The sequence below is a fragment of the Pedobacter sp. MR2016-19 genome (assembly GCF_014947265.1).
Lineage (GTDB): Bacteria > Bacteroidota > Bacteroidia > Sphingobacteriales > Sphingobacteriaceae > Pedobacter.
Genome location: NZ_JADCNK010000006.1, coordinates 179,788 through 192,296 on the forward strand (window position 1 = coordinate 179,788; position 12,509 = coordinate 192,296).

Genomic DNA, 12,509 nt, shown 5'->3' on the forward strand with positions numbered 1-12,509 from the left:
TGCCATTATTTCATAGCCAATTGCTGATCATCCGCTTCGGCCATTTCTTTATAAAAGCCTTAGATGGACGAAGTACTGCATTAATTGGCTCAAAAAGCCCTAAACTTGTCTGTTATCTGTACCTGATTGTTCGGGTAGCTTAATTAGATTTGTGCAGCAACTATTTAAACCGAAACTGATGGGAACATATAAAAAAGCAGACCATGAAAAGGTAAACGGCATTAAGATGTATTACGAAATCTATGGTGAAGGAGAAATACCTCTTGTTTTGATACATGGTGGTGGCTCTACCATTCAATCATCATTTGGCAGACTTATCCCTCTTTTGGAAAATTGGGGGAAGGTTATTGCAGTTGAGCTCCAAGCACATGGCCGTACCAGCGACCGGGACCAGGCCGAATCTTTTAAGCAGGATGCAGAGGATGTGACTACGTTATTACATCAGCTAAAAATAACAAAAGCCAATTTTCTAGGTTTCAGCAATGGCGGAACAACAACTTTACATATTGCAGCACACCATCCGACTGTGGTGAATAAAATCATTGTGATTTCGGCCAATTACCAACGTGAAGGTTTAATTGATGGTTTTTATAATGGATTTGGAGACGCCACTATCGATCATATGCCAGAACCGCTTAAAACAGCTTTTTTAGCAGTAAACACAGATCAAAACGCGCTGCAGACCATGTTCGAAAAGGACAAACAACGTATGCTCGATTTTACTGACCTGAGCGATGATGATTTGAGAGGCATTACCGCCGATGCGCTTTTAATGGTAGCAGATAAAGATGTGATTAAGCCGGAACATGTGGTTAAAATGTCGAGATTGATTGCAAATGCGCAGCTGGTTATTTTACCGGGTATGCATGGCGCTATGATCGGCGAAAACCTGAACCCGGATGTAAGCGACAAAACGATTGAGATTACAGCACATCTGGTGGAAACTTTTTTAAACCAATAGTGATGTGGCGATGAGTATGTTCGATTAATCCGCCCAAAAATTACCCTCATCTGATTTAGCATTTAATATCTTTGCCGGATGGAACACGTATTGGATAATCCCATATATTATGCCTTAACTTCTGGCCATAACCACCTGGCAAAAGGTGTAGAAACAGTAAAGTATTATACCGAAGATGTTACTGCCTTCGCTGGTTTAAAAGATAATTCGCAGGAGAATTTAAATACACTTTATCAGATCAGCCCACCCGAAAGCCTTTTTGTTTTTTTCGCAAAAACACCGGTCGAAATTCCAGGACAGTGGAAATTATTGACGCATATCGATATGTACCAGTTTATTTTCCGTGGAGTAAAGGTTCCTGATACAGATGGAGCGGAGCTCACAGATCTGGATCAGGAGCATGTTGCCGAGATGATTGATCTTGTGGAATTGACTAAACCAGGACCTTTCCTGTCCAAAACCATAGAATTGAGCAATTATACCGGCATATTCGTGAATGGGAAACTGGCATCTATGGCTGGTCACCGCTTTTTCCCCAGCCCCTACCGCGAGGTAAGCGCGGTTTGTACCCATCCCGATCATTTAGGGAAAGGTTATTCCTTTAAGATCCTGCAAGAGCAGATCAAACGCATATTGCTCCGCAACGAAATCCCTTTTCTGCACGTGAGGAACGATAATGAGGCTGCTATCAAGCTTTATCAGAAACTGGGTTTCGAAATTAGGACCGATATGATTGCCTACGTGATCAAAAAAGAGGCTTTAGATTCAAGAGAGAATGTTTCTAAATAGAAATCAGTAAAAAAATTACGGTTTTTATGGCTTAGTTTTGCCAGACAAATAACAAAACATGTCTAAAACAAAACTTACCATTAACAATAACGGCTCTGTTAAAATTGAGGGCGATTTCGAAATTGTAGATAGAAACGGAAACGTTTATGGCCTACAGGGCAGAGAAGTTCTTTCGATCTGCCGTTGTGGTTTATCCAAAAACAAACCTTTTTGCGACGGCGCACACAATGGCCACTTTGAGCATGAAGCCATTGCATTCGATCTTCCTCCTAAAAAAGTTTAATAAAAATCATTTAAAAGCATCGATCTTACAAGGTTGGTGCTTTTTGCTTCAGGTATAACGAAGAAAATTAATTACCAATCTGTGATGGTGACCTGCCATAAGCCTTTTTAAATGCAAAAGAGAAATGCGATAAATCTTTAAAACCGACCTCGAGGTAAACATCTGATGATTTCCAGCCCTTTTCTGTAATAAGATAATAGGCATCATTTAAACGCTTTTTCTGTAGCCAGCGGTTCGGCGAAAGGTTAAAAATTTTTTCAAAGTCTCTTTTAAAAGTAGCCAAACTCCTGCCGGTTAAATAAGCAAACCGGTTAATATCTACGTTGAACTTATAATTGGCATTCATATAAGCTTCCAGATCGATTTTTCCAGGTTCAGAGAAATCAAAAAGCACATCTCTCAGCACCGGATTGGTCTGCAATAAAATCATGACCATTTCCTTAACCTTTAAATCAACTAAAGCTTTGTTAGACCCGTTATTTCCGTCTAAATACGGCCATAGCGAATCAATATAATTCTTCAGCAAGCTATTCGCCTCGAGTGCTAAACCCTTAACATCGTGATTAGGCTTTTGCATGTGCAAATCATATTCGTTGCTAATGCTGTGCAAAATATCCTGATTAATATTGATACTGATAGATTTAAACTCCCCACCTGCAGGTGGATATTTAGTATACCTTGCCAGTTGGTTACGCCTGAAAAATCTAAAATCGCCATCAGAGAAAACAAATTTTTCTCCACCGATAAAAATCTCAGAAGTACCTGCAATAACTAATCCTACCGAATGATTGGGAATAAACTGTTCGCCCTCGCTACTTTTTTGTGAATAGCAGGAATACAGGATCTCAGGACGTTTGGTTTGATTTGGCATGTTGATCAAATTTAAGATTTTATAGTGAGATACTGTCATCCACGTGCAGATGGGGATCTTAATGCAATAAGCCATAGCAATGGCATTAAGACTCCCAATAAAGCTTATAATTAAGCACTTCAAAATATGAGTGGATCTTTAATAGATTTCCATACTGCGTTGCACACCATTTGAAATGACGATACAACCAGTTACTTCTTGATAAAAGATTTACCCAGATCAGTAGCTAAAAAATTCTCGGCCTCATCATGATCTGTTGATAAACTTACCTGCATCCATTTTTCCATTTCTGCAGCTCTGGCGGCATCAGCATGTTTAAGCATACCAATGGCTTCACTTCCAAATACCAGGTGTACCGGTGGTTCAGGATTTTCCACAAGATCCAGCATTGCTCTGGCCGCCTTTTCCGGATCACCCATCGGTACAAAATTACCACTCTGAAAAAAATCAGCTCTTTTCCCTACCGTATTTTCATACCCTTCGATATTTGGTGCATAAGACATAGAAGCGCCTGCCCAATCAGTACGGAAACCACCAGGTTCTACACTGGTTACATAAATACCCAACTCAATTACTTCTTTCGCCAGCGCTTCACTAAAACCACTAAGGCCAAATTTTGCTGCCTGATAAATACTCACCCCGGCATTCCCTACACGTCCGCCTATTGAGCTGATCTGAAGAATTCTGCCCGAACGTTGTTTGCGCATAAATGGCAATACTGCCCTGGTAATCTCTATCGGTGCATATAAATTTGTTTCGAGCTGGCTGCGAACCTGATCTTCGGTAAAAGCTTCGGCAGCACCTACAATACCAAAACCAGCATTGTTGACTAAAACATCTATTTTACCAAAGTGTGCAATGGCAGATTCAACAGCCAAGTGAACCTGATCGTAATCGGTAACATCTAATGTAATTGGCAGAATCTGATCGGTATATTTTTCTACAAAGCCTTTTAAAGCATCAGTATTTCTTGCTGTTGCAGCAACCAAATCACCTTTTGCCAGTACCTGTGCGGTTAGGTCACGTCCTAATCCACGTGAGCTACCGGTTATAAACCAAACTTTTTTCATTTTTTCTATATTTTATGAATCAAAGGTAGGTCGATAATCAAGGCAAAGCTTTGCTTTAAGGCTCAATTTACTTTGTTAAAAAGCTCATTATCTTTTTTAGTAAGAAAGAATGACATCTTTTAAAGCTGAATCATTTTCTCAGCACTCAATTTAAACAGACTTGACCTTAACTTTGTGATAAGTAAAATAAGATAGCAATAACACCATTAAAAATACAACCGGACCAACGCGGTTATTGATTGGATCGACTGATGCCGTATGTGCAATAAATGCCGAAACAAATGTAAATGCGAAACCAGCATATGCCCATTCTTTCCATTGCCCCTTTATCTGTAACAGTAATAAAACAGCACCCAAAATTTTGGCTATGGCTAATTCTACCCTGAAGTAATCAGGAAAGCCCAAGTGATGAAAAGCCTGTTTAATGGTTTCATTAGTGAGATAAGAATAGGCTGAGAAAGTCATCATTAACGAAACTAAAGCGGTTGATGTCCAGTAGATAATTTTGATTGTTTTTGTCTTCATATTATTTTTTTGTGCAAACCTATGTTGTTTTACTATCTAAAAGATACTAGTATCCCAAAGGATAGTGATATCCTTTATGAAAGCTTATACCTTTGTATTATGGAACCGAGAAAAGAACACCACAATAAAGAAACCTGTACTGCAAGTTTAAACGCGGTAAAAGACGCGCTTTACGTGTTAAATGGCAAGTGGAAACTTCCCCTGATTATTTCTTTGCAAGAAGGACCGCAGCGCTTTAATGAGATCCAAAAATCGCTTGGAGAAATTACACCCAAAATATTATCGAAAGAACTTAAAGATCTGGAATTAAATGAATTTGTGATCCGCAAAGTATATTCTACCACTCCGGTTACCGTAACCTACGAACTTACTCCATACAGCGAATCATTAGATAAAGTAATTAATGAATTAAGAGATTGGGGACTAAAACATCGCGAACGGTTAGTTAAGAACAGAAAAACCGAATCGGCCGTAGCAGAGATAACAGCTTCTATTTAGGAGTTAAATTAAACGTTCCAGACCATCTATTTTCACCTAAAAAAGCAAAAAACTGATAATGATAAAATTCGGCTATCTTTGTACAAAATAAAATCGATGGCGGTATTACATAAAAAAGAAGAAAAAATTCAGGCAGTGCTGGGTAGGTTGCCTAAAAAATATACAGACGAACAATTTGTAGAGATGTTTATCAGACTTTACTCTAAAGATTGGGGCAAAATAAAATCAGCTTATATTAAACAATCTCAGGATAAAGAGCCTGGAACTATCATCAATATGCCAAAACCAGAGGTATATTTAAGACAGATCCTGGCAAATTATCTACAACAAGATCATGCTCCGAAAGCAGTAGAGGTTAAAGAAGAACCTGTTGTTGAAATACCAGTTACCGAAGTTAAAAAAGCGAAGGCTCCAGCTAAGAAAAAAGAAGCTGTAACTGAAGAAGCACCTGCCGAGGTTAAAAAAGCAAAAGCACCTGCTAAAAAGAAAGCGGAAGCAGTTGAAGAGCCGATTGTAGAAGTTAAAAAAGCTAAGGCACCTGCAAAGAAAAAAGCGGAAGCAATTGAAGAGACTCCAGTAGCCGAAAAGAAAGCAAAAGCAGTCGCAAAAAAGCCAGCAGCAAAAAAATAAAAAATATTTTACATCAAATATAATAAATCACCTTTTTGGTTGTTTATATATATGAGAGCGTTAATTTAGATGACGGGGATAGGTCGGTATGATTTATCCCCGTTCTTTTTTAGCCGTTTTTTGCCCTTGCATATCTCCTTGTCATTCTGAGGGATTATTATTTCATAAAATCAATATTAAAGACAGATCTTTTTGGCAAATGGTAGGCTGCGAGAGATCGTCATTCCCAACTTGATTGGGAATCTTAATGCAAGTGCTTTAAGATTCCCGCCTGCGCCTATCGTGTGGACACATCTTTGTTAATTCCATATTTGTTTTTTTAGTACACATTCATTAAGTCGGTCATCTTTCCTGCTATTAATACCCTGAAATGAATCCGATAGCTATCGAGATCAGGGTGACGACACTAATACTAAAATACCTAAAGAATAGCTCTAAAAGCCACATTATTAATCGAACTCAAGTTAATACATAAACATTGTCTTTTCTGCTCTTTGCCGCGGGGGCATGGTACTTTGGAGCGCCAAAGTACCCAAAGCGCTATGTCAATCCAGCAATGGGCCTTTTACACAGCCCTACACGCATCAAAAAAACAGCCGCACTTCGTTTTGTGTTCATAATTATTTAAAGTTTTAAATTAGCGTTTATGAACACAAAACCACTGCGTTTAGGTTTGGCAGTAGTATTTGTTCTTTTTTACAACTGTTTTTTTGATTTCTCCGGCCCTTGGGATTGACGGCGTTCCTCGGTAAAACCTGTAATTTATTAAAGCAAGCTACCAAAACGTATAAAAAACCCAAACCAAAAGATGTGTCCCCACGATAGGGCCTGCACGGGAATGACGACCGTTCTCCAAAATCAGTCAATAATAGGCAGCAAAGAATCTTTCAGCTTGTACCATAATTCATTTTTATTCATCATCAAGTTTTACATCCAATTGTAAACTTTATTCTTTTAATTGGCATATCGGGAAAAGTCGATATAAATTTGTGTCATGGATCAGGTAGAAATATTTAAAGCCCTTTCGAACAAAACACGTTTACAGATTTTAGGCTGGCTAAAAGAGCCCGAGCTTAATTTTCCAGAACAGCCAAATGCAGATTTTGAAAACGTTGGTGTTTGTGTTGGGCAGATCCAGATTAAAAGTGGTTTATCACAAAGTACCATCTCCGAATACCTGTCTATTTTACAACGTGCCGATTTAATCAGTTCAACACGCCTGGGCCAATGGACTTATTACAAACGCAATAAAGAAGGCTTAAAAAAATTAAGCGAAATCATCAATACCGAATTATAATTTAGAAACATATGAACACAGATAGTTTATTCAGGCCTTTTAGCCTTAAAACATTAAATATCAAAAATAGAATAGTAATGGCTCCAATGACGCGGTCGTTCTCTCCAGGTGGAGTGCCAACACCCGAAGTTGCAGCTTATTATGCAAAAAGAGCAACAGGCGAAGTAGGCTTAATTTTATCAGAAGGAACCGTAATTAACCGTCCATCTTCTTCTGCCGATCCCAACATTCCCCATTTTTACGGTGCTGAAGCTTTAGCAGGTTGGCAGCATGTAATTAACGAAGTTCACCAGGCTGGCGGGCAAATGGGGCCGCAGATCTGGCACCAGGGTATTCATGCAAACCATGCGTCTGGCTGGTTACCAAGTGCTCCATTTGAAGGCCCGTCATCTTTTAACAGTCCAGGTTTCGAAAATGGTGTACCGATGACAGATGCGGCTATTGCCGATACCATTGCAGCTTTTGGTCAGGCAGCAGCTGATGCCAAAGCTTTAGGTTTTGATACCGTTGAAATACATGGTGCACACCAATATCTGATCGATCAGTTTTTTTGGGATGGTACAAATAACCGCACCGATATTTATGGTGGTAAAACCTTAGCCGAGCGTACCCGTTTTGCTGTTGAAGTAATTAAAGAGGTACGGAAAAGGGTTGGTGAAGATTTCGCCTTAATTATCCGTTTATCACAATTTAAACCTGCTGCCTACGATTTTAAACTGGCTAAAAATGAGCAGGAAATGGAACAATGGTTAACCCCACTTGCTGAAGCCGGAATTGATATTTTCCATTGTTCGCAGCGCCGTTTCTGGGAACCGGAATTTGAAGGTTCTGATTTAAATTTTGCAGGATGGGCCAAAAAAGTAACCGGAAAATCGACAATCTCAGTAGGCTCAGTTGGTTTGGACGGCGATTTTTTTGGTGCTTTCGCAGGTCAGAGTTCACAGCCTAGTTCACTAGACGAACTGGTACGCAGAATGGACCGTGGTGATTTCGATTTGGTAGCCGTTGGTCGCCCGCTTCTAGCAGATCCAAACTGGGTAGAAAAAATTAAGCATAACCGCATGGAAGAACTGAAAGGCTTTAGCAAAGAGGCTTTAATGGAATTGGTATAAAACCATATTTTTTCTTTTTAAACTTAGAAAAGCATCTCTTTCGAGATGCTTTTTTGTTTGTGATGTCAGATGTTACCATCTGACATTTAGAGTTTTTGCCACGGAGAGCACAGAAATCACGGAGTTAGTTGCACTTTCGCCTAGTCCGTCATTACGAGCAGGCTTTTCAGCAACGAAAGAGAAATTTCGTGAGTTGTATGATAAATGAATAGATTTTTTTTCTCTATGATTAGGAAAGCAGTGCTTGCAATGCTTCGGTTGCTCCAGCCCCGCCCTTTGCTTAATCCCGACTGAAAAAGTCGGAATAACGCTGTCGGTCGGGTTTATTTGACCTCTGACAGCAGCAGTGCCGTGGCCACCTAAACCCGATTAAAGCGGGATGCCAATTCCTTCAAATTGGCAGAAGCGAAAGCGGGACTACAACCACCCAAAAGCTTCTGCAATTGCTTTCCAAAACCCAAAAGAGGTCCTCCTCTTGGTACCGGGTTTCGTCATCTCGACTGGAGCATCGCTGCATGGAGAGATCTATCTAGGCAGATTTTTCGACTCCATTGCACTTCGCTTGAAATGACGTGACGAATAGAATTTCAATTTAAATCCCATCCTTTTTCCTTAAATTCACCTCTTTAAAATTGATCATCACATGTCGAACATTAAACTCATTATTGAAGAAAGACCCGCAAATATTGGCAATTTTATGGTTGGCAGGTTGTTGCCTTTCAGAGAGAAACGTATGGTTGGTCCTTTTTCTTTTATCGACCACATGGGGCCAGCTGCAATGAGCGATCACGAAAACCTCGACGTTCCACCTCACCCACATATCGGCTTATCTACCCTAACCTTCCTCTTTGAGGGCGAGATTACACATAAGGATAGTTTGGGTTCAGATATTGTAATTAAACCGGACCAGGTAAACTGGATGACCTCGGGCAGTGGCATTGTACATTCAGAAAGAACCCCTGAATACCTTCGTCATACCGATAAAATGCTCCATGGCTTACAGATTTGGGTGGCTTTACCTAAAGATTTAGAACAAATGGAACCTGAGTTTTGCCACGTTGAAGGGGCCGACATTCCAAGCTGGACCCAAGATGGCGTTAATTTTAAACTGATTGCAGGAGAAGCTTTTGGTCACAAATCTCCGGTTCCGGTATACAGCCCTCTGTATTTTTTAGAGTTAAAAAGCACTGATCGTCAGAAAGTGAATATTGGCGATTATCTTTTCGGTGAGAGTGCTCTGTATATCTTAGAAGGCGCAATAGAGAGCGATGGGCATATTTTCGAACCCCGCCAGATTTTAATTGCCAACGATGCCAAACTGTGCGAATTTACCATGCACGCAAATACCACAGTTTACATTTTCGGCGGCGAGCCTTTCCCTGAAGAACGTTTTATCTACTGGAACTTTGTTGCCTCGGATAGGGAATTAATTGAAAAAGCCAAAATTAAATGGCTGGAGCAAAGTTTCAAACCCGTTCCTGGTGAAACAGGTTTTGTGCCTTTACCAGATCCTATTAAAAACATTAAACATTAGTTCCGTTTAAACAGGTTCATATTTACCGAAACGGCAACACCTGTGGATGATAATTTAGAGTTTCCATAACCAATATCCGTTAACGGGATTTTCATAAATGGTTTAGCGCTTATACTTAAATTATTATTTATTTTATGCTGAAACTCCACACCTACATTGGCTATACCTAAATAATGCTGGTTCTGATTTCTTACTTCGAAATCTGCAGGACCTTGATAAGCGCCATTATAAGAATAGCTGTATTTTTCTTTTAACATTAAATAACTGGATAGGCCTGTACTTACAAAAATAGAATTTCTACGGCCATTAAAAACTTTATAGTTTAAATTAATCGGGATATCAATGACATCGCAATTGGCGTGAATATTTGTTGGTTTTATGCCGAATACATAGTCGGTATTGGGTTTATATAAACTAAAGTTCGAATCGTAAATTTTCTTTGCATAAGAAGCCCCGGTAGTAACACTTAATTTTTTCGTCAGGATTACAGTCGCTTCTATGCCGAAACCACCACTTAAGCTACTTTGCCCGGATTTCTGCACGCTGGTTAAATCTGGCGCAGCCAGAATACTCAACACAAACCGTGATTTTTTCTTAAAAATTGGATCTTTAATCCTTGGTATTTTTCCTTTGACTGGTTCAATTGTAAGATTTTGTTTTTCAAATTCTACTAGTTTTGTTTCAGCACTTATTTCAGGATTATAAATAACATTGGCTAAATAGTTGATCGCATTACTGCTACCCATTTCTACAGATTTCATGGAAATTTGATTCGTAAACCCTATTTCGGCTCCTTTTTGGGAATTCCTGGCTTTATTTTTATTATTATTTCCTGCCAATAAACTTATTCCCCCATTTTCGTTTGAAGTGGTTTCATCTGCTGGCTTATTAATTAAATTGTCTTTATCATTTAAAAGCTTATCACTTTTTTTGTTTGTTTCTCTTTTTGTTTTAACCAGTGGCTTGTTCTCAGACTGATCAGCTTTCGGTTTAACCAATAAAAACACCAGCAGCAACATTGCGGCTATACCAGCCACAGCAGTTAACCAAATTAGGGGCACAACCCTCCTTTTTGGTGTTGGATGCAATCTCTCCTCCAGATTATCCCAATCTAAATCATTAAAAGGCAGGTCGGGGTTTTCCAATCCATCCTTAAATAATTTATCAATATCTTTTCCCTCTTTCATTGCATATTTGTGTTTAACCTTACCTGTAAAAGGTTTCTATCTACTTCCGAATTCCTTACCTGGTAAGTTTTCGCATCTGTAGCTTTTAACATTTCCTGTAATTTTTGCCTTGCCTTAAACAGGTTAGATTTTGATGTACCTACCGATATCCCAAGCATTTCGGCAATTTCTTCATGGCTGTAACCATCTATTGCAAAAAGGTTAAAAACGGTACGGTATGCCGGACTCAGCTTTTGAACTAAGGTTAATAAATCATTGTAGGCAAGCTTATCGTATATAGAACTTACCTGCACAATATTTTCATGATCCTCAATATCTACGTGATCAGCAAATTTTAAATTGGCACGATAATAATCAATGGCAGTATTGGTTATTATGCGCCCAAGCCAGGGCAAAAAAGCCTTAGAAGGCTCATACTTGGTTATATTTTTAAAAGCTTTAAAAAATCCATCATTCAATATACCTGCGGCATCTAACCGATCGTTTGTATAACGCAAACAAATGCCCATAGCAAAGCTATAGAAATGCTTGTATAGTGCTTTCTGACTATCTCTTTCATTTCTAATGCAGCCCTGAATGTATTTTTGTATAATTCCTTCACTATCGCGGCTAGCGGTCACAAGTTCTCCTTTCAAAATAGATTACGATGAGGAACAACGAAAGGTTGCTTCAAAAATTACTTTTTTTAAAAAATTTTATATTATTCATTTTGGTCTAAAAATCTCCATTATGCAAGCAACCATTTACAACTTGAGGGCGTAATAGCAGCATATCAATTTTTATTAAAGTTAAAACTAAAAACGAAATGTTATGCTAATCTACTTAAAAAGAAACCTATTGGCTGTTGTATGTGTAGCCATGGTATTTATGGCCTGCAAAAAAAATAATTCAGAAGACCCTACACCCGCGGGTAATAACAAAAAAGGTATCCAACTGGCAACAGATGCGAAATTCGGATCAGTATTAACCGACAAAGACGGCAAAACCTTATACTTTTTTGCAAACGATGCTGCAGGTACGCCAACCTGTACTGATGGTTGTGAAACCGCCTGGCCACTTTACTACTCAGCAGATGCCAGTACCGATTTAAACCTGAACAAAGCCGAAGTTGGTGAGGTTACCCGCGCTGACGGCCGTAAACAAAGCACTTACCGTGGTTACCCGCTTTATTATTACGCTGGTGATGCCTCAAAAGGTGAAATTAAAGGTGATGGTGTTGGTGGCATCTGGTTTGTAGCCAAACCCGATTATTCGTTAATGCTGGCTAATGCACAATTGGTTGGAGTAGTTGATGGCAAAAATATCAATTACACCAGTACTTATGCTGTTGGCGACGGAAAAACCATTTATTTAACCGATAGCAAAGGACGTACGTTGTATGCTTTTGCACCAGACAAAAATGGCGTAAATACATACACCAAGAGTGCAACACAAGAAGGTATCTGGCCAGTGTATGAATCTGAAGTGCTTAACGTACCTTCTGCGATAACAAAAACCGATGTTGGTGTAATTACTGTAGCTACAATTAGCAAAAAACAGTTAACCTATAAAGGATGGCCATTATACTACTGGATATCAGATGTAAAAAGAAGCGATAACCTGGGCATAGTAATCGGAAGAGGGCCAGGTTTAACTTGGCCTGTATTACAACTAAATGCTACTGTAGCACCCAACTAGGTTCCTATAATAAAACACTTCCTAACAAATGCAAAAGGGTGACATCTACATCCTATTAATGCATTTAATTTTTTA

At 39.1% G+C, this 12,509-nt stretch carries 14 protein-coding genes; 9 read left to right on the forward strand and 5 right to left on the reverse strand.

The features are described from left to right. The first annotated feature begins 178 nt into the window (after window positions 1–178). From IM793_RS11005 to IM793_RS11015, 3 genes are all read left to right on the forward strand, one after another. A complete protein-coding gene (locus IM793_RS11005) occupies window positions 179–961 on the forward strand; it encodes an alpha/beta fold hydrolase (RefSeq protein ID WP_193421274.1) in 783 nt (260 codons plus the stop codon). Window positions 962–1,039: 78 nt separating this feature from the next. Beyond that, complete coding sequence (locus IM793_RS11010; RefSeq protein ID WP_193421276.1) at window positions 1,040–1,750, forward strand: GNAT family N-acetyltransferase; 711 nt, start codon at window positions 1,040–1,042, stop codon at window positions 1,748–1,750. Between the two features lie 58 nt (window positions 1,751–1,808). Beyond that, a complete protein-coding gene (locus IM793_RS11015) occupies window positions 1,809–2,033 on the forward strand; it encodes a CDGSH iron-sulfur domain-containing protein (protein WP_010600649.1) in 225 nt (74 codons plus the stop codon). Window positions 2,034–2,100: 67 nt separating this feature from the next. Here the strand turns inward: IM793_RS11015 and IM793_RS11020 are convergent, their stop codons facing one another. The 3 genes from IM793_RS11020 to IM793_RS11030 all read right to left on the reverse strand — a co-directional run bounded on the left by IM793_RS11020 (window position 2,101) and on the right by IM793_RS11030 (window position 4,499). After that, window positions 2,101–2,904 (reverse strand): AraC family transcriptional regulator, encoded by an 804-nt coding sequence (locus IM793_RS11020; RefSeq protein ID WP_193421278.1) that lies wholly within the window; start codon window positions 2,902–2,904, stop codon window positions 2,101–2,103. A 191-nt stretch (window positions 2,905–3,095) separates the two neighbouring features. Beyond that, on the reverse strand, window positions 3,096–3,974 hold the full coding sequence (locus tag IM793_RS11025; protein ID WP_193421280.1) for an oxidoreductase: 879 nt from the start codon (window positions 3,972–3,974) through the stop codon (window positions 3,096–3,098). A 150-nt stretch (window positions 3,975–4,124) separates the two neighbouring features. Further along, complete coding sequence (locus tag IM793_RS11030) at window positions 4,125–4,499, reverse strand: DoxX family protein (protein ID WP_193421282.1); 375 nt, start codon at window positions 4,497–4,499, stop codon at window positions 4,125–4,127. A 99-nt stretch (window positions 4,500–4,598) separates the two neighbouring features. Here IM793_RS11030 and IM793_RS11035 point away from each other — a divergent pair, with 99 nt between their 5' ends. The 5 genes from IM793_RS11035 (at window position 4,599) to IM793_RS11055 (ending at window position 9,570) form a co-directional block, all read left to right on the forward strand. Further along, window positions 4,599–4,997 carry a helix-turn-helix domain-containing protein gene (locus IM793_RS11035; RefSeq protein WP_193421284.1) on the forward strand — a complete coding sequence of 133 codons (399 nt, stop codon included), beginning with the start codon at window positions 4,599–4,601 and terminating at the stop codon, window positions 4,995–4,997. A 78-nt stretch (window positions 4,998–5,075) separates the two neighbouring features. Then, window positions 5,076–5,627, forward strand: a complete 552-nt coding sequence (locus IM793_RS11040; protein WP_193421286.1) for a hypothetical protein — start codon at window positions 5,076–5,078, stop codon at window positions 5,625–5,627. A gap of 994 nt (window positions 5,628–6,621) precedes the next feature. After that, window positions 6,622–6,924 carry a helix-turn-helix transcriptional regulator gene (locus IM793_RS11045; RefSeq protein WP_138819606.1) on the forward strand — a complete coding sequence of 101 codons (303 nt, stop codon included), beginning with the start codon at window positions 6,622–6,624 and terminating at the stop codon, window positions 6,922–6,924. Between the two features lie 11 nt (window positions 6,925–6,935). Further along, window positions 6,936–8,036: an NADH:flavin oxidoreductase gene (locus tag IM793_RS11050; protein ID WP_193421288.1), complete on the forward strand. Its 1,101-nt coding sequence runs from the start codon at window positions 6,936–6,938 to the stop codon at window positions 8,034–8,036. 643 nt (window positions 8,037–8,679) lie between these two features. Beyond that, window positions 8,680–9,570: a pirin family protein gene (locus IM793_RS11055; protein ID WP_193421289.1), complete on the forward strand. Its 891-nt coding sequence runs from the start codon at window positions 8,680–8,682 to the stop codon at window positions 9,568–9,570. On the opposite strand, the gene IM793_RS11060 is transcribed toward IM793_RS11055, so the two are convergent. Further along, window positions 9,567–10,757 carry a hypothetical protein gene (locus IM793_RS11060; RefSeq protein WP_193421290.1) on the reverse strand — a complete coding sequence of 397 codons (1,191 nt, stop codon included), beginning with the start codon at window positions 10,755–10,757 and terminating at the stop codon, window positions 9,567–9,569. The two genes, IM793_RS11055 and IM793_RS11060, sit on opposite strands and share 4 nt — an antisense overlap. Beyond that, entirely contained in the window at window positions 10,754–11,392 is a 639-nt protein-coding gene (locus IM793_RS11065) for an RNA polymerase sigma factor (protein WP_227256214.1), read from the reverse strand. Before IM793_RS11065 ends, IM793_RS11060 begins: the two co-directional genes overlap by 4 nt. Before the next feature lie 175 nt (window positions 11,393–11,567). On the opposite strand from IM793_RS11065, the gene IM793_RS11070 reads away from it, so the two are divergent. Next, window positions 11,568–12,434 carry a hypothetical protein gene (locus IM793_RS11070; RefSeq protein WP_193421291.1) on the forward strand — a complete coding sequence of 289 codons (867 nt, stop codon included), beginning with the start codon at window positions 11,568–11,570 and terminating at the stop codon, window positions 12,432–12,434. Window positions 12,435–12,509: the final 75 nt, after the last annotated feature.